Source organism: Candidatus Viadribacter manganicus, from assembly GCF_001679665.1.
Lineage (GTDB): Bacteria > Pseudomonadota > Alphaproteobacteria > Caulobacterales > Aquidulcibacteraceae > Vitreimonas > Vitreimonas manganica.
This window is the reverse complement of sequence record NZ_CP013244.1, coordinates 3302750-3318293: the sequence shown is the minus strand read 5'-3', so window position 1 is coordinate 3318293 and position 15544 is coordinate 3302750. Positions and strand designations below refer to the sequence as shown.

Here is a 15544-nt window from a genome sequence, read left to right as displayed (position 1 = left end):
AGAGCCGCCGGATGGGACCTGGCTATTACTCGGGCTTGGTCGTTCTCGTGAGACCAAGAACGAAGCATACCGGCTCCGCCCCGCCGATCAATTTTTTGATCCGCGCTTCGTCGCCGGCGTTCAGAGCCGCCTTTTCTTCGCCACTGAGCCCGAACGCGCGCATTACGCGCTCCTTGTTCTCGGCGAAGCTACGCTGCAGCGACATGTCCAGAGACATCGCGCTGAACATCTGCATGGTTGCAGTCGTCATGTTCCACTCCTCCATCATCGATCTCGAACTGAAAGTCGGGATCGGTGATCCAGACCGGCCGGGAGAGCCCAAGCCGTTCGAGAATTCGCTCTGCTGAGTTGATCGCGCCTTCTACCCAGCCATTCCGCTGAGCGTACGCCTCGCCACAAATGTAGAGGTCGAGGTTTGGATTCGGCTGGCGCATCCATGGCCGAATTTTCCAGCTTTGCATGTTGGGCGTCCAGGCATGCCACGCCGCGCCATAGGGATCGGCGCCCCAATCGAAATAGAGTGCGCCTTCAGGACGTGGCGTGTTGGCAACAGCGTGCACCGTCGCGAGTTGGCTGCGCAGTGAGGCCACCATCGCCTCGCTGGCAACGAGCGCTTGTGCATCGGCCTCGTCTGCGGACGCCGACGCGAACGACGCGCCGCTTTCGTTCAACGGCCCCCAAAAATTCGCCAACCCATCGTCTGCGTACGCGCCCATCAGCAAGGCTGTGTCTTCGGGCGCCGCTTTGGCGAAATGGTAGCATTGCTGCATCGGCAGATCGGTGTATCGCGCCGAGATTTGCGTTGGCCCATTCGCGCCGCTCCACCACGCACGCTCATAGGAAAGAAAAATCTTACAAGAGCGGATCGGGGCCACCGCGCGATCGCGCACGTGTTTAAAAATGGCGGCGTCCTCAAAGAGATCAGGCGCCATTGCAATCAGCTGCAGCGCGCGTTGCGGCAGCGCCAACACTACACGGCGCGCATACTCGACCCGCCTCTCCTCGCGCTCCGTCGCGAACGCCAGCTCAAAGCCATCGCCGGCGCGCGCCACGGATAGAAGTCGGTGAGAACGCGCGAGAAAGACGCCTGCGTCCATCGCACGCCTTGCAAGCTCCTCGGGCAATTGTTGGTAACCATCGCGCAGACGAAAGCCTTGCCCATCACCGATTTCATGCAAAATACTCCAGATACCGTCGAACGCGTTCAGATTTCTGAAGAGCGCTGAAGTCCCAAGCGTTGAAATGAGTAGCGCGTGGGCTTCGTTGCCGATGGCATCGACAAACACACTCCAAAGACTGAAAACCTCAAGCGGCCGCCCATTGTGCCGTTGCGTCCGCAACCAATCGAACGTCCGATTGGCTGAACGCGGGGGATCGCGGTTGACCGGCCACATGTCCGTCGCCCCGGGGACGATCTGCTCAAGCGCATAGAGCAGCACCGCTGCAGGGCCTCCCCCACGCGCTTTGGGATCGAGCGCGAACGGAAAATCCGAAACGGAAAAATCGCTCTCCGGCAGCCAGCGCCCGCGAACGAACTGCCCAACCCGCGAAAACTGAACCGGCTCGCTCGGCAGTGCCAGATGCTCGACCAGAGCGCTGACGTTTTTCTGGAGCGCGCGAAAGAACATACCGCCGATTTCGGCCGGGAGTTGGGCGCCCTTCACCGGCGTCGACCACAGCCGCCCACCGATCCGCTCGCTCGCTTCATAAAGCGCGACCTCTTCGTGCTTGGAAGCCGACAGACGGTAGGCGCAATAGCAGCCACTCACCCCACCGCCGATGATCGCAACATCCCGCAAGTTCGCAGCTCCTCACCCGCGAACTCTTCGTACCACTCAATCTAAAGTTGTTCTATAGCCACACTGCTATTTATACGTGCATATCTCATTCGGCGGCTCCACCCTTGATTGCATTAAGGCACGGCGCGCCCGAGCGCTCACCGGTACCTCTGAAAGCCCACGACTTAGGGCGATGTCCTTGAGGCTTCGGCCGGAGATCACCTTCTCTGCCAAAATCAGCTCGCACTCGCTGAGATCGTGGGTGTCGTGGGCTTCATTCTGCATAGCGCCGCTCCAATGCCCCGAGCATGACGGCGAGCCAACTGGCCTCGCTACGTGAAAGTTCACACACCGCTTGGCGCTACGGTTGGCCAGATGGGGAAATCGCTCCAGATAAAGTCAGATGATCATAAAAACGCTGTCCCCAGAAGAAGCGCGCCAGCGCCTCCGTGAGGTGCGTATACTTGCCGATGTCGCGCGCTTCGATCTCGACGCCCTCGCCGCAAACGCCACATGGAAAGAGGTCGAGCCGGGCGAAGAAGTGGTTTCACACCTCACGCGCGATACCCACGTCTTCTTCGCCGTCGAAGGCACTTTCAACGCCAAGCTTCAAACCGCGCACGGGCGCCAAGTTGCCATCCGTCAAATGACAGCCGGCTCGCACTTCGGCGAAATCGCTGCGCTTACCAATACGCCGCGCTCGGTTTGGGTAGTCGCTGAAACGGCTGGTCTCGTCGCGGAATGCCCCGCCGAGGCGTTCTCTGATCTGCTTGCACGCAGCGGGTCGTTTGCGCTCGCTGTCGCTGCGCATCTTGCGCGCAATGTCGTGGCGCTAACAGACCGTGTGTTCGAACTCGCAGCGCTGGAAATGCGCTTTCGGGTCTACGCCGAATTGTTGCGTTTAGCCGCTGCTGGAGAGCAGACAAGCGACGGAGTGTTGATCCGAGAAGCGCCGACGCACGAAGCCATCGCGTCCGCGGTCGGCGCCCAGCGCGAAGCCGTGAACCGGGAACTACGCAACTTGGCCAAAGCTGGCGTCATCCAGCAAACCAAACGTGAGCTGCTGATCATCGACATCGAGCAGCTGCGCGAGTCTTTGCATCGCCGCGCTGGCGCGACGACGTCGGAAGCGGTCGATTGGCGCCTTTGAAGCACGCCGCCCGCCTGCTAAAACCCGCGTCGTGAACGGCCACCCACTCGACAACCCGATTTGGAACGCGCTCAACTCGCGCCTCTCGCATTTTGGCGAAGGCGGCGCCGACGCAAAGCGCTTCGTCTTAGACGTTAGTCCATTCGCAGCGGCAGCAGACGCCTCGCCCGCTGCGATCGCTTCGCTGGGTGCGCTTGTGCCGGAAGCAAGCGAGATATCTCTGCTGCAAGTCGCGCCACCGGCGCCGCCGCCTGGCGTCATCGTGAACATGAGCGCGCTCGGTGTGCAGATGGTGGCGCGCGCCATAACGAAGAACGAAAAGCCCTTCGCCATCGAACAGCTTGGCGATGACAACGCCGCCGAAATGCTAGCGCTTGCAACGCGCACCAAACCGGGACCATTCCGCACCCGCACCCATGCGCTAGGCCGTTTCGTCGGCATCCGCGACAACGGCGTTCTCGTCGCGATGGCGGGCGAACGTTTGCAGACGGAGGGTTTTATCGAGATCAGCGCGGTGTGCACGCATCCCGACTATCGAGGGCGCGGCTATGGGGCTGCCCTGATGCGCACGGTCGGCGCACGCATCATCGCAGATGGCGCAACGCCCTTCCTCCACTCCTACGCAGACAACACGACCGCGATCGCGCTCTACAAAAGCCTAGGCTTTGAACAACGGTGCGAAGTGATCCACGCGGTCTGGGTGCGCGCATGAATTGGCTGCGCGCGTTCTGGCGCCACACACCGCTCGTGTTCGCGCTGACTGCCGGACTGGGCCTAGGCGTCACCCTCGCGCTTACAGACAATGGCTTTGCCGCGCTGACGCGGACGCTCATGGCGTGGGACGTTGCTGTTGGCGTCTATCTTGGCATGGTTTGGCTGCAGACGCGCTCAGTTACCTCGCAGCGCATGATCGAGCATGCAGCCCGCGTCGATGAAGGCCGCTACTTCGTTCTCTTCGTATCCATCGGAGGTGTTCTCGCCAGCCTGACCGCCATCATCCTCGAACTTCAAGCCAAGCTAGAGCCTGGAATGAGTAAGAGCGCGCACGTGGCATTCGTATTTCTGACTGTCGCGCTATCGTGGCTCTTTGTGCACACCAGCTTCGCCAAGCACTATGCACATGACTTTTATGGCCCCGCCGAAGGCGGTGGCGTGCGCGGCGGTCTTATCTTCCCTGGCGGTGAAGAACCTGACTTCAGCGACTTCATGCACTTCGCATTGGTGATTGGCGTCGCGGCGCAAACGGCGGACGTTCAGATTTCTGCAAAGCCAATCCGGCGGATCGTGACGCTACACGGGATCCTGGCGTTTGTGTTCAACACCGTCATCCTGGCGCTGACCATCAATTTAGCGGCGGGCCTCTTCAACTAGCGTCGTTTACGTCCTCAGCCTCGACCCCGCGCGCACGAATAAGCGCGATCAAATCGTTCGCGGCCTTTTCGAGCGCAACCGGATCAGCCGAGCGCGCCACCAGGTGCAGCCCAAAGCTGTCCGGCGGCGCAAACCACGGATAAGAGCCGAACGAAACCGCGCCTTCCGTCGCGACCTCAAGCGCCTCCAAATCAGCAGCGATATCGCCTTCGCGCACGCTCCTGCCGCGGATCGTTCTTGAACGCACCACTGCGCCGCCCTCAATGCGATGGCCGATATCGGTCAGCATTCCGCGCACGATCGAAGGCACGCCAGCCATGACGAACACGTTGCCAATCTGAAATCCTGGTGCTCGCGAAACTGGATTGGCGATGAGTGACGCGCCGTCCGGAATGCGCGCCATCCGCAAACGCGACTCGTTCAAGTTCGTCGCACCTTTGTAGTGCGCTTCCAAAATGGCGCGCGCATCGTCGCGCACATCGATGCGCACTCCGAACACTGCGGCCATCGCATCAGCCGTCTTGTCGTCGTGCGTGGGACCGATGCCGCCGGTGGTGAAGACGTAATCGTATTTGGCGCGGAGCGCGTTCACGCCTTCGATGATGTCCTCGGGGATGTCCGCTACGACACGCGCCTCAGCCACCTGCACACCAAGCGGCGCCAAGAACTTAGCGATAGCCTGCAAGTTGATATCTTGCGTGCGGCCCGAAAGGATCTCATCTCCGATCAGCAGAACGGCGGCTTTGACTTGGCGTTGCGTCATGAGCGCAAGTTAGCACAAGCGCTGGAGAAACGAGATGAGTGAGCCCGATTATGTCCGGCAATTGACCGAGCGCCAGCAGGGCGCCCTGCCGGGATATCTAGGGCTCGAATGGCTGGAAGCACGCCCCGGCTTCGTCAAAGGCCGCTTCGATGTGAAGCCGCACCATCTGGCGCCGAACACGTTCCTCCACGCGGCAAGCGTGATCGCGCTCGCTGACAGCGCCTGCGGTTATGGCTGCATCATTTCCCGCCCCGAAGGCTCGCTCAACTTCACGACTATCGAGCTGAAGTCGAACTTTTTGGGCACAACGCGCGAAGGCGGCGTTAGCGTCGAGGCGAAGCTCGCGCATGGCGGCCGCACCACCCAAGTGTGGGACGCCGTCGTCACCGCAGAGGCCACGGGCAAGACCATCGCGCTCTTCCGCTGCACGCAGATGATCCTCTATCCGAAGTGAACGCGCAGCAAAAAGGGCGCGAGCCCTAGCCCACGCCCCATCACTTCAGCAACGCTAGCGGCGCGTGCTTACTTGATCTTCCCTTCGACGAACTCGACGTGCTTCTTCGCGATCGGGTCGTACTTGTTCATCTTGAGCTTCTCGGTCTTCGTACGTGGGTTCTTTTTGGTCACGTAGAAATAACCCGTATCGGCCGACGAGTTCAGACGGATCTTAATGACGGTCGGCTTAGCCATAATCGGGCCCGGAAATTCTCTGGTTCAAGGAAGCGGCGGAAAATAGGGACCGCGGCCCCAAAGTCAACTCGTTAGACGCTCGAGAGTATGCGACCCACGGCTCCAGCGCAGGAATGGCGGCGCGACTGTCTCCCCGGCAAGCCGCGCCTCGACCTCTTTAAGCACAAATCGGGTTATGGACGGCAGGTCGAGGGCATTGGCCTCGGCCAGGCTAAACCACCGTACATGCAGCAATTCTTCGCCCATAACCGGCTTGTCGTCGGCCAGGACCGCCTCGGCGTCGGCCATGAAGAAACGGGCGTCGAACCTGCGCGGACGGTAGGGCGGCGTAATCGCGCGGGCGATGAAGTTGAGCTTGTCCAGCTCAGGCCCGCCCGGCCCGCCAACCCTAACGCCAGCCTCTTCCAGCGTCTCCCGGGTCGCCGCAAGGGCGAAAGCTCGGGGTGGGCGCCGGCTAATAGCGCCCTTCTTGAGCAGCGCCTCAGTCTCAGCCGTAAGCTCTGTCGCCGCCTTGGCGCGCGCATCGCCGGGATCGACCCGGCCACCGGGGAATACCCACTTGTCCGGCATGAAGACGTGCCCTTTTGAGCGCTGGCCCATCATCACCTCGCGGCCAGCGCGCACGAGGATCAACGTGGCGGCGTCGCGCGGACGCGCCGCTTTCGGCTTTTCAGCGTCGGGCGGGTCAAACGGCTCTTCGTCTTTGTTGAGCTTAAATTCGTTGGCGCTCATGCGCCCTCCTAGCACAGCATTCCGTACCGCTTGGAACGGGAACCGCACGCGCCTATCGTCGCGCAAAGAATGGGAGAGGCAAGATGGCGCGACGTAAACCTGGCGAAGGCCAAACGGCTCTAGTCACAGGCGCGTCCGCCGGGATCGGCGTCGATCTCGCCGAGTGCTTCGCGCGTGACGGCTATGACCTTATCCTCACCGCTCGCAGCGAAGGCCCGTTGCAGGAGGTCGCGAACCGCCTCTCGGCCGCACACGGCGTCAAGGCTCACATCATAGCGCAAGACCTCGGCGCATTCGGCGGCGGCTCCGCCGTTGCCGCAAAGATTGCCGAGAGGGGTCTCAACGTCGATGTCGTCGTCAACAATGCAGGCTACGGCCATGCTGGCGCACTCACCTCATCCGATCTGCAAACGCAGCTCGGCATGATCGACCTCAACGTGCGCGCGCTCGTCGAACTCACTTATCTTTATTGGGATCGCATGCTCGCGAGCGGTCGCGGCGGCGTGCTCAACGTCGCTTCGACGGCCGCCTTCCAGCCCGGGCCCCTGATGGCGAATTACTATGCATCGAAAGCCTATGTGCTCTCCTTCTCTGAGGCGATGTGGGAGGAAGCGAGCGGCACAGGGGTGCACGTCAGCTGCCTTTGCCCTGGCCCGACGGTGTCGAAATTCCGCGAACGCGCCGGCACCGGCAAAACAAGACTCGCAAAATCAGCAGGCGCGGCGATGCCGTCAGCTCCGGTAGCGCGCGCCGGCTACAACGCATGGAAGCAGAACCGTCCGGTCATCATTACGGGCAGCCGAAACGCTTTTCGTGCCGGCCTAGTGAAGTTCATGCCCCGCAAGACAGTACTCAAAATGGTCCGCAACGTACAATCGCCGGCGGACTAAGCGCCTTTCGCCCAGGCGAGCGTCAACAATCGCTTCACCTCAGCATCGACGTCCTTCGGTGAATACAAAACGAGCAATCCTGAATGCTTCTCCGCCCACGGGCGGCGCTTCATTGGTTCAAGGCGTTTGCTCGCACTAACGGGCAAGGGGAGACCGATTTCCGCCTTGCCAACCTTCGATGGAAGAATCCCCGCGAACTGAACCTTGCGGGAAAATGAAACGAAGGTTTTGCGCGGACCGATCACGGCCTCGGGAAATTCCTTGCGCACCAGCTTTACCACCGCCTCATAGATGGCGCGCCCGTCCTTCTCCTTCCAAAGCTGATCAAGCAAGGCGTCCGGCTCGTCCCAGCTTGGGCCGCCGGGGAACGCCACAGACACGATATGAGCGATACGGTTGACGCCCAGCCCGTACTTGTCTCGAAACCATTGCGCGCGTTTGCGCGGCGCTGTCTCCGGGCACTTCTTCGCGATTTTCACCCACTCAACTATGCTCTTGCCGGTATCGCGCTCAAGGCTCGCCTCCACGCTGGCGAACCATTTTTGCTGGCGTTCGGTCAGCACCGAGTTCGCCGCCGCCTTCTTCGCCTTCCCTCCGCTCACGCCCATCGCTACCCTCCAGTTCCGAGGAGCACCGCCCCATGAGCCTGTACGGGACTTACGACGACAATAACCTCTTCGCCAAAATTTTGCGCGGCGAGATTCCGTCCGTGAAGGTCTACGAGGATGATGAAGTCTTGGCCTTCATGGACATTTTTCCGCAGGCGCGCGGACATCTGCTCGTCATTCCGAAGAACATCCGTGCGCGCAACTTCCTGGAGCTTCCGGCCAATCGCGTGGCGCCCTTGATGGAGCGCGTGCACAAGCTCGCGATTGCGACAGAGAAGGCGCTGAAACCCGATGGCGTCACCGTCACCCAATTCAATGGCGAAGATGCAGGCCAAACCATCTTCCACCTGCACTTCCACATTATCCCACGCTACAGCGGCGAGCGCCTTGCAGGCCACGGCCATAGCAACAAAGCCGACATCGCTGAGCTTCAAGCGATTGCGGCGCAAATTTCAGCGGCGCTGTGATCGTCCGCTTCACGCGCCTCAATCCGACCCACCAACGCCTGGACGTCGAACGCGATGACGGGAGCCGTGAGGGCCGCGAGCTCGAAACGCACAGCACCCTCGTGCACGACCTCGTTCACTTCGCGCTAGAAAGCGGAGGTGGGCTGTCGCAGGGCTTCTTCGGCGCACTTGCCCGCGGCGCATCCTACGAGACCGAAGCGGCGATCCAAGTTGAGTACGTCGCTTGACCGTTGCAAAGCCTAATTAAGACGGAGTTCGATCCCGCTGCCTTCGTCGAGCGCTTCTGAGCCCTGCAGTCTGATACTGGAGCGACTATGCCCATCTGGCTGACGGTCGATCTCGTCCAGCGTGCAACCAAACGCTTCCGCGCTCTAGAGGGACATTGGCGCGGCACGCTTTTCGGTCAGTCGATGGAATTGCGTTTCGATTACTGATCGGCCGGGCATAGCCCCGGCGCCACTGCGCCAGCGGGCCTTGCGTCAGCGTACTTTTTCTCGATGATGAGATAGCGCGTCGTTTCTGCGCCGACATTCAACGCCGAATGCTGAATCTCGACATCGTTCGAAAACGATGTCCCGGCGCGCACTGGACGGTCGACGACACCGCTCGCCGTCGTGATCCGCATCACGCTGTTGCCTTGGAGCACATAACCGAAGTGCGGCGGATGATAGTGCATCTCATGGCCCACGCCCGGCGGAAACGTACAATGCAGAACGCGGATCTGCGCGTCTTCCTGCAGCTGCTCGCACACCCGCTCGCCTTCCCAGCCCGCGCAAATCGCCATCGGCAATGGCGCGATCTGCGCGGACGCGCTGGCGCAGGCGCCAAGCGCCAACAATGAAACAAGGCCTCGCCGCATCACGCACTCCCCACTCACACCGAAGCGTATGTCGCACATCGGTGCACACAAACGAAAGCGGCGGCTCCCTTTCGGGAACCGCCGCAACTCATTTATCGCTTGGGCCTTAGGCCTTCTCGGGCTTGCGGCCGAAGCTCAGCAACCCACGCGACTCTTGCGTGTAGGTAAACTTCAACTTCTCGGTATCGTTCGGATCGAGGTCGATCTTCACGATGCCGCCGTCTTTCAGCTTGCCGAACAAGAGTTCGTCGGCCATCGGCTTCTTGACGTGCTCATTGATGATGCGCGCCAGCGGACGAGCGCCGAAGCTATCGTCGTAGCCACGTTTAGCCAGCCAATCGGCGGCTTTGTCCGTGATTTCAATCTGGACATTGCGTTCAGCCAACTGGCCTTCCAGCTGAATGATGAACTTCTGAACGACGTTGCGGACAACTTCGGCCGGCAGGCCGTTGAAGTGAATCACGGCGTCGAGGCGGTTGCGGAACTCAGGCGTGAAGAGGTTTTTGATCGCCTCATCATTCATGTGATCTTTTTTGCCGGCGCCGAAGCCGATGCCTTGCTTGGCAGCGTCCGACGCACCGGCGTTGGTAGTCATGATCAAGATAACGTTCCTGAAATCGACCTTCTTGCCGTTCGCGTCCGTCAGCGAGCCGTGGTCCATGACCTGCAGCAGAATGTTGAACAGGTCCGGGTGAGCCTTCTCGATTTCGTCGAGCAACAGCACGCAATGGGGATGTTGATCGACGCCGTCGGTAAGCAGGCCGCCTTGGTCGTAACCAACATAGCCCGGAGGCGCGCCGATCAGGCGGCTCACCGTATGGCGCTCCATATATTCCGACATGTCAAAACGCAGGAGCTCGATACCCATGATGTTGGCGAGCGAACGTGCAACTTCCGTCTTACCAACACCGGTCGGGCCGGCGAACAGATAGGAGCCGATCGGCTTTTGCGGTTCGCGCAGACCTGCCCGCGCCATCTTGATGGCGGCGGCAAGCTGATCGATCGCATCATCCTGACCGAAAACGACGCGCTTCAAATCGCCCGTAAGCGAGGCGAGCATCTCTGCGTCGTTCTTCGTGACCGACTTTGGGGGGATGCGCGCCATCCGCGCAACCACTGCTTCCACATCATCGACGTCGATCGTTTGCTTTCGATCCTTCTGCGCCAGCAACATCATCGAGGCGCCGGATTCATCGATCACGTCGATCGCTTTATCGGGCAACTTGCGGTCGCCGATGTGGCGCGCCGAAAGCTCGACCGCCGATTTGATGGCGTCGTCGCTGTACTTCACCTTGTGGAACTCTTCGAAGTACGGCTTCAGACCCATCAAGATCTTGATCGTGTCCGGGATCGACGGCTCATTGACGTCAATCTTCTGGAAGCGCCGCGCCAGTGCGCGATCCTTCTCGAAGTGCTGACGATATTCTTTGTAGGTCGTCGAGCCCATGCAACGGAGCTGGCCGCTTTGCAGCGCCGGCTTCAGCAGATTCGAAGCGTCCATCGCGCCGCCCGATGTCGCGCCAGCGCCGATGACCGTGTGAATTTCATCGATGAACAACACCGCCTTCGGGTGGTTCTCCAATTCCTTCATCACGCTCTTCAGACGCTCTTCAAAGTCGCCGCGATAGCGCGTGCCGGCCAGCAGCGAACCCATGTCGAGCGAGAAGATCGTCGCATCGGCCAGGATCTCCGGCACCTGCTTTTCATTGATCTTGCGCGCCAAGCCCTCGGCGATCGCCGTCTTGCCCACGCCTGGATCGCCCACGAGCAACGGATTGTTCTTCTGACGGCGGCAGAGAATTTGGATCGCGCGCAGCACTTCCGCCTCACGGCCGATAAGCGGATCGATCTTACCTTCCTTCGCCTTCTTGTTGAGGTTCACGCAATACGCCGCGAGCGCCTCAGAGCCCTGCTTCACGACGCGCTCGCCATCCTCACCTTCTTGCGCGCCGCGCACCGGCCGCGGTTGCGCCGCGCCCGCACGCTTCGGCATGCCGTGCGCGATGAAATTCACGGCGTCATAGCGGGTCATGTCCTGCTCTTGCAGGAAGTAAGCGGCGTGGCTTTCGCGTTCGCTGAACAGCGCAACCAATACATTGGCGCCAGTCACTTCCCGGCCACCGCTGGAATCGACATGGAGCATCGCTCGCTGCAGCACACGCTGGAAGCCAGCGGTTGGACGCGGCTCCTCGTGTTCGCGATTGTTCACACGCAGCGCGTCGAGTTCATTCTCAAGATACGCCTCAAGGTTCTGACGCAACTTATCGAGATCGACCTTGCACGCATGCATCACGCCGGATGCATCGTCGTCATCGACCAACGAAAGCAGCAAGTGCTCGAGCGTCACGTATTCGTGGCTGTGGTCAGTCGCTAGTGAAAGCGCCCGGCGCAGCGTGTGCTCAAGCGTGCGGGAGAATGTCGCCATTCGACGTTATTCCTTTTCCATCGTGCATTGCAGCGGATGTTCATGCCGCCGCGCCAGATCCAAAACTTGTGCGACCTTCGTCTCGGCCACTTCGTACGTGAACACGCCGCACAGCCCCACACCGTTCTGGTGCACATGCAACATGATCGTGGTCGCCTCTTCTTGGTTCTTCTGGAAGAAGCGCTCCAAAACGTAGACGACGAATTCCATCGGCGTGTAGTCGTCGTTCAGCAGCAACACACGGTAGAGCGATGGCTTTTTTGTGCGGGTGACAGTTTGGGTTCCAGCGCGGCCATCGGCCCCGCCGTCCTCACCGTCTTTGTCATCCCAAAATCCGCCGCCGCTCATTGAAGCCCGTTTTGCCCTGGACCGACTCGTCCACGAATGAGCCTTCGCTCACTTGCTGAACAATTTATGGATCAAGCGCGCGGATGGAAGGCCTTGCGAAGTAGTCAGCGCAGCCTATGGCGCAAGTGCAAAAAAAAATGGGCCCGGCTCGCGAGAGCCAGGCCCATCTTATTCAGCCCCTCGGGAGTTCAGCTCCCGAAGCTTATTTGTTAGCGACCCGCGGTCTGGATCAGCTGGCCGACGGCGTTCACGCGCTCGTTGATCGGCTGCAGCGTTTCCTTGGCGACGCCCTGAACGAGGTCAGAAACCGTCGTCAGTTCCGCGACATAGGCCTCAAACGAGGTCTTCGCGTAATCGTTTTGCTTCTCGGTGAACTCTTGGACGCTCTTCGAGGTCATCAGCGACTTCGCAACAGCGACATGGTTCTCGAGAGCAGCCTTTTGGAAGGCTACGGCGCGGGCTGAGAGAGCCTCAAAGCCCTTCTGAGCGGCGGTAGCCGAAGCCAGCCAGGCTTCCATGTTTTGCTTGCCGAAAGACGAGGCTTCCGAGAACGCCGCGATGCCGCGGTCGATGTTCTCGCGAACCGTCTCTTGCGACGTCGCGGTGAAGGTTTCAAACGCTTCCGTGGCCGTCTTGGCGGCGCGGGGGGCGGTCTTCGCAGTGGCCATAATGGTCTCCGTTCGGTTTGCCTGGGCCGCTGCCGGCCCAAATTGACGATGAGCCGCTGGGGAAACAGCGACTCTGTGGAGCCTATATGTTATGCTGCACCTGCGAAGTCAATGATAATTTTGCTGCAATGCAACATGATGAGCAGCCCTGACTTTTCGGCAGAACTCAGCCTTGTCATTCATTTCGCGTTAACCACGATTTCCACAACCTATGCCTGTAAGCGTGAATCGCTTCGCCTAGCAGCAGACATTAACCCTGCGCTGCAACTGCGGCTTAACCGGGTCTAATGAATCTGTAAGCTGCACGGCACGCGATTTGCCTGAAATAGTCCGTGTTTGTGCGGGATTGGACGCAGATGACGTCAGCGGGACTTTCAAAGATGCGGATGATTGCGGGCGCGTTCCTCGCGCTTTTTGCGTTCGGGGTGGCCCAGCCGGCTGCGGCTCAGGACCGTTACGCGGCGATCGTCATGGACGCCCGCACCAACGAGGTGCTGCTTGAGGACCAAGCGGACGCCGCCCGTTTCCCGGCCTCACTTACCAAGATGATGACGCTGTACATGCTGTTCGAAGCGCTTGAGCGCGGCGATATCACCATGGACACGCGCATGACGGCGTCACGCAATGCCGCTCGTCAGCCTCCTTCACGTTTGGGCCTTGCCTGCTCGCGCCGCCGCGGCTGCGACAGCATTACGGTCGAACAAGCGATCAACGCTCTCGTCGTTCAATCAGCAAACGACGTCGCCGTGTTAGTGGCCGAACGCCTAGGTGGCTCTGAAGCCCGCTTCGCCGCCAACATGACGGCCCGCGCCCGCGAACTCGGCATGACTGAGACCCGTTTTGCCAATGCCAGCGGCTTGCCGGATGTCCGCCACCGCACCACCGCGCGCGATATGGCAACCCTGGCGCAAGCCCTTTGGCGCGATTTTCCTGAACATTATCACGTCTTCCAGACGCCCAGCTTCGCGTGGCGCCGGACCTCGGGCCGCAACCACAACCGCCTGCTCGGCCAAGTCGAAGGCGTCGATGGCATCAAGACCGGTTACACCCGCGCTTCGGGCTTCAATCTCGCCACGATGGCTGAACGCAATGGCCACCGCGTGATTGTTGTCGTGCTCGGTGGCGAGACGGCCGCCGCTCGTGACGCGCAGGTCGCTTACCTCGTTGAAGGCGCCTACCAAGAGTTCGCTCGCCGCGAAGATCCGAATGCCGCTCAGTTTGCCTCGCTACCGACGCGCCGCCTCGACGTGCAGCTTGCCCCGGGTACGCTGCAAGCCAACGCCGCTCGCCCACTGCCGCCCTCGCCCTATCAGATGTACCAAGGCATGGTTATCGAAACGATGGCGCCGGTCCGCGCGCCGATCGATGAGCCGGTCGGCCAAGGTGACGAAGGCGCCACCGAAGAAATGGAATAAGCGCGCCTAGCGCTTCTTCTTTAGAAGACGATCCCGCGCGGCTGTCAGCCGCGCGGCTTCGTTATGTGAGCCACCGCGATCGGGATGCGCTTGCACCATCCTGGCTCGGTACGCCGCCCGGATCTCCTCGGGTGTCGCATTCGGGCCAACCCCAAGAGCGCGCCGAGCTGCAAAATCTTCCGGCGTATCTTGCGATGCCGGCGCGGCTCTCGGCTGGCGCCAGCGCTCAATCTGAGGCCACAATGTCCAGGTCAAAAGCGAGAGACTGCCAAAAGTAATCGCAGGCCCGATGAGCCCCCTGAGCAGACAGAAAAATGCTGCGCCTGCGAACAAAACGGCCGGCCAGCGTCGTTGAAGCTCGGCTCGGTACGCGCCTCCTAGACGGGTCAAAAACAGCACGCCGAAGATCCCGATCAGCGCCAACAATACGAGAACCACGACACCTCCGCGACCGTGCGAAGGGCCGGCCAGCATGCGCGAGCTAGCACGCGCCGATCAGAATTTCAGCGCTTCCCCGTCAAAGCCTGGCAGCTTCAGAGTGATAAACAAGTCGCGAAGCTCCTGACGAGCCGCGACGTGCGCCATCCGCATATCGACGGGCACACCTTCGCTATCGAGATCAAGCAGGGTCAGACCCTGCGGGAACAGTTCGCGAAAAATGACCCGTTCTGAGAGGCCCGGCGCCATCCGGAAACCGATGCGGCTCGATAGCGTAGAGAGCGCCTTGCCCACCCGCTGCTTGTTCTTAGCTTCGATCTTCGAGGTCGCCGTGCGGTTACGCAGCACCACCCAGTCGATCGGGGTGCGCTCCGCCAGCGCCTTCCGCTTGCGGCTTTGCCAGACCATCTCGCTATAAATCGACGGCCTGACGATATCGTCGCAGTGCTCGTCGATATCGCCTAAGAGATCAAAATCCACGAAACTATCGTTGAGCGGCGTGATCAGCGTATCGGCCCATGAGTGCGCCAGCCGCGCCAGGTAAGAATCGCCGCCCGGGCTATCGATCACGATGAAATCGCAGGTCTCCGAAAGCCGCTTCAGGGCCGAGCGGAACGCCGCGTCCTCTTCAGCTTCGGCGACATCGAGCGAGCGCTGTGCGCTTTCCTGCAGCTCTAATATCTGCGGCGACGGCAATTGGGCGCCCCGTGAGGCGATCCAGCGCGCGCGGTTTTCGATGTAGCGGGTCAGCGAACGCTGGCGGACATCCAGATCCAGAACGCCAGTGCGCCGCCCCATTCGCATGAGCGCGACGATGACGTGCATAGCCACCGTCGACTTTCCTGCACCACCCTTTTGATTGCCGACCACGATCACATGCGCGCGACGCGGCACGTTTTCGGGCTCGTGGGCGTAGGCAAGGCTCATCGGCGCGCCCCGCCC

At 60.8% G+C, this 15544-nt stretch carries 20 protein-coding genes; 8 read left to right on the top strand and 12 right to left on the bottom strand.

Annotation, left to right across the window (positions count from 1 at the left end; all coding sequences use genetic code 11):
* Positions 1-25 precede the first annotated feature (25 nt).
* Positions 26-250 carry a hypothetical protein gene (locus ATE48_RS17035; protein ID WP_156767833.1) on the bottom strand — a complete coding sequence of 75 codons (225 nt, stop codon included), beginning with the start codon at positions 248-250 and terminating at the stop codon, positions 26-28.
* Positions 189-1799 (bottom strand): flavin monoamine oxidase family protein, encoded by a 1611-nt coding sequence (locus ATE48_RS17030; RefSeq protein WP_066773666.1) that lies wholly within the window; start codon positions 1797-1799, stop codon positions 189-191. The genes ATE48_RS17035 and ATE48_RS17030 overlap by 62 nt, the downstream gene beginning before the upstream one ends.
* Positions 1800-2181: 382 nt before the next feature.
* Between ATE48_RS17030 and ATE48_RS17020 the strand changes: the two genes are divergently transcribed.
* Genes ATE48_RS17020 through ATE48_RS17010 form a run of 3 tightly spaced genes read left to right on the top strand, consistent with a single transcriptional unit; the run spans position 2182 to position 4299 of the window.
* Positions 2182-2928: a Crp/Fnr family transcriptional regulator gene (locus ATE48_RS17020; protein WP_066773662.1), complete on the top strand. Its 747-nt coding sequence runs from the start codon at positions 2182-2184 to the stop codon at positions 2926-2928.
* A gap of 31 nt (positions 2929-2959) precedes the next feature.
* On the top strand, positions 2960-3640 hold the full coding sequence (locus ATE48_RS17015) for a GNAT family N-acetyltransferase (protein WP_066773661.1): 681 nt from the start codon (positions 2960-2962) through the stop codon (positions 3638-3640).
* Positions 3637-4299 (top strand): DUF1345 domain-containing protein, encoded by a 663-nt coding sequence (locus tag ATE48_RS17010; protein ID WP_066773660.1) that lies wholly within the window; start codon positions 3637-3639, stop codon positions 4297-4299. The genes ATE48_RS17015 and ATE48_RS17010 overlap by 4 nt, the downstream gene beginning before the upstream one ends.
* Here the strand turns inward: ATE48_RS17010 and ATE48_RS17005 are convergent.
* Positions 4292-5062 carry a competence/damage-inducible protein A gene (locus ATE48_RS17005; RefSeq protein ID WP_066773659.1) on the bottom strand — a complete coding sequence of 257 codons (771 nt, stop codon included), beginning with the start codon at positions 5060-5062 and terminating at the stop codon, positions 4292-4294. The genes ATE48_RS17010 and ATE48_RS17005 overlap by 8 nt on opposite strands.
* Positions 5063-5096: 34 nt before the next feature.
* Here ATE48_RS17005 and ATE48_RS17000 point away from each other — a divergent pair, with 34 nt between their 5' ends.
* Positions 5097-5516 (top strand): PaaI family thioesterase, encoded by a 420-nt coding sequence (locus tag ATE48_RS17000; protein ID WP_066773657.1) that lies wholly within the window; start codon positions 5097-5099, stop codon positions 5514-5516.
* Between the two features lie 68 nt (positions 5517-5584).
* Here the strand turns inward: ATE48_RS17000 and rpmG are convergent, their stop codons facing one another.
* Together rpmG and ATE48_RS16990 are read right to left on the bottom strand one after the other, a co-directional pair.
* Entirely contained in the window at positions 5585-5752 is a 168-nt protein-coding gene (gene rpmG / locus ATE48_RS16995) for a 50S ribosomal protein L33 (RefSeq protein WP_066773654.1), read from the bottom strand.
* Positions 5753-5815: 63 nt separating this feature from the next.
* Positions 5816-6484 (bottom strand): NUDIX hydrolase, encoded by a 669-nt coding sequence (locus ATE48_RS16990; RefSeq protein ID WP_066773652.1) that lies wholly within the window; start codon positions 6482-6484, stop codon positions 5816-5818.
* 83 nt (positions 6485-6567) lie between these two features.
* Here ATE48_RS16990 and ATE48_RS16985 point away from each other — a divergent pair, with 83 nt between their 5' ends.
* Positions 6568-7374, top strand: coding sequence for an SDR family NAD(P)-dependent oxidoreductase (locus ATE48_RS16985; protein ID WP_066773650.1), 807 nt, complete (start codon positions 6568-6570; stop codon positions 7372-7374).
* Here ATE48_RS16985 and ATE48_RS16980 read toward each other — a convergent pair.
* Positions 7371-7976 carry a DUF4287 domain-containing protein gene (locus ATE48_RS16980; protein WP_228126677.1) on the bottom strand — a complete coding sequence of 202 codons (606 nt, stop codon included), beginning with the start codon at positions 7974-7976 and terminating at the stop codon, positions 7371-7373. The two genes, ATE48_RS16985 and ATE48_RS16980, sit on opposite strands and share 4 nt — an antisense overlap.
* Positions 7977-8014: 38 nt before the next feature.
* Between ATE48_RS16980 and ATE48_RS16975 the strand changes: the two genes are divergently transcribed.
* Together ATE48_RS16975 and ATE48_RS16970 are read left to right on the top strand one after the other, a co-directional pair.
* Positions 8015-8449: an HIT family protein gene (locus ATE48_RS16975; protein ID WP_066773647.1), complete on the top strand. Its 435-nt coding sequence runs from the start codon at positions 8015-8017 to the stop codon at positions 8447-8449.
* Positions 8446-8676, top strand: a complete 231-nt coding sequence (locus tag ATE48_RS16970) for a hypothetical protein (RefSeq protein WP_066773645.1) — start codon at positions 8446-8448, stop codon at positions 8674-8676. The genes ATE48_RS16975 and ATE48_RS16970 overlap by 4 nt, the downstream gene beginning before the upstream one ends.
* Before the next feature lie 200 nt (positions 8677-8876).
* On the opposite strand, the gene ATE48_RS16965 is transcribed toward ATE48_RS16970, so the two are convergent.
* The 4 genes from ATE48_RS16965 to ATE48_RS16950 all read right to left on the bottom strand — a co-directional run bounded on the left by ATE48_RS16965 (position 8877) and on the right by ATE48_RS16950 (position 12749).
* Positions 8877-9308, bottom strand: a complete 432-nt coding sequence (locus ATE48_RS16965; protein ID WP_083197431.1) for a cupin domain-containing protein — start codon at positions 9306-9308, stop codon at positions 8877-8879.
* A 106-nt stretch (positions 9309-9414) separates the two neighbouring features.
* Positions 9415-11733, bottom strand: coding sequence for an ATP-dependent Clp protease ATP-binding subunit ClpA (gene clpA / locus ATE48_RS16960; protein WP_066773640.1), 2319 nt, complete (start codon positions 11731-11733; stop codon positions 9415-9417).
* Positions 11734-11739: 6 nt separating this feature from the next.
* Positions 11740-12081, bottom strand: a complete 342-nt coding sequence (gene clpS, locus ATE48_RS16955) for an ATP-dependent Clp protease adapter ClpS (RefSeq protein ID WP_066773639.1) — start codon at positions 12079-12081, stop codon at positions 11740-11742.
* 209 nt (positions 12082-12290) lie between these two features.
* Positions 12291-12749: a phasin family protein gene (locus ATE48_RS16950; RefSeq protein WP_066773637.1), complete on the bottom strand. Its 459-nt coding sequence runs from the start codon at positions 12747-12749 to the stop codon at positions 12291-12293.
* Between the two features lie 356 nt (positions 12750-13105).
* Between ATE48_RS16950 and ATE48_RS16945 the strand changes: the two genes are divergently transcribed.
* Entirely contained in the window at positions 13106-14164 is a 1059-nt protein-coding gene (locus ATE48_RS16945) for a D-alanyl-D-alanine carboxypeptidase family protein (RefSeq protein ID WP_066773635.1), read from the top strand.
* Between the two features lie 6 nt (positions 14165-14170).
* Here the strand turns inward: ATE48_RS16945 and ATE48_RS16940 are convergent, their stop codons facing one another.
* Both ATE48_RS16940 and ATE48_RS16935 read right to left on the bottom strand, forming a co-directional pair.
* On the bottom strand, positions 14171-14602 hold the full coding sequence (locus tag ATE48_RS16940) for a J domain-containing protein (RefSeq protein WP_228126676.1): 432 nt from the start codon (positions 14600-14602) through the stop codon (positions 14171-14173).
* 57 nt (positions 14603-14659) lie between these two features.
* Positions 14660-15529, bottom strand: a complete 870-nt coding sequence (locus ATE48_RS16935; protein WP_066773633.1) for a division plane positioning ATPase MipZ — start codon at positions 15527-15529, stop codon at positions 14660-14662.
* Positions 15530-15544: the final 15 nt, after the last annotated feature.

Coding starts and splice junctions, on each gene's coding strand:
- ATE48_RS17035 (WP_156767833.1), bottom strand. CDS start 250: ATGACGACTGCAACCATGCAGATGTTCAGCGCGATGTCTCTGGACATG.
- ATE48_RS17020 (WP_066773662.1), top strand. CDS start 2,182: ATGATCATAAAAACGCTGTCCCCAGAAGAAGCGCGCCAGCGCCTCCGT.
- ATE48_RS17010 (WP_066773660.1), top strand. CDS start 3,637: ATGAATTGGCTGCGCGCGTTCTGGCGCCACACACCGCTCGTGTTCGCG.
- ATE48_RS17005 (WP_066773659.1), bottom strand. CDS start 5,062: ATGACGCAACGCCAAGTCAAAGCCGCCGTTCTGCTGATCGGAGATGAG.
- ATE48_RS17000 (WP_066773657.1), top strand. CDS start 5,097: ATGAGTGAGCCCGATTATGTCCGGCAATTGACCGAGCGCCAGCAGGGC.
- rpmG (WP_066773654.1), bottom strand. CDS start 5,752: ATGGCTAAGCCGACCGTCATTAAGATCCGTCTGAACTCGTCGGCCGAT.
- ATE48_RS16990 (WP_066773652.1), bottom strand. CDS start 6,484: ATGAGCGCCAACGAATTTAAGCTCAACAAAGACGAAGAGCCGTTTGAC.
- ATE48_RS16985 (WP_066773650.1), top strand. CDS start 6,568: ATGGCGCGACGTAAACCTGGCGAAGGCCAAACGGCTCTAGTCACAGGC.
- ATE48_RS16975 (WP_066773647.1), top strand. CDS start 8,015: ATGAGCCTGTACGGGACTTACGACGACAATAACCTCTTCGCCAAAATT.
- ATE48_RS16965 (WP_083197431.1), bottom strand. CDS start 9,308: ATGCGGCGAGGCCTTGTTTCATTGTTGGCGCTTGGCGCCTGCGCCAGC.
- clpA (WP_066773640.1), bottom strand. CDS start 11,733: ATGGCGACATTCTCCCGCACGCTTGAGCACACGCTGCGCCGGGCGCTT.
- clpS (WP_066773639.1), bottom strand. CDS start 12,081: ATGAGCGGCGGCGGATTTTGGGATGACAAAGACGGTGAGGACGGCGGG.
- ATE48_RS16950 (WP_066773637.1), bottom strand. CDS start 12,749: ATGGCCACTGCGAAGACCGCCCCCCGCGCCGCCAAGACGGCCACGGAA.
- ATE48_RS16945 (WP_066773635.1), top strand. CDS start 13,106: ATGACGTCAGCGGGACTTTCAAAGATGCGGATGATTGCGGGCGCGTTC.
- ATE48_RS16935 (WP_066773633.1), bottom strand. CDS start 15,529: ATGAGCCTTGCCTACGCCCACGAGCCCGAAAACGTGCCGCGTCGCGCG.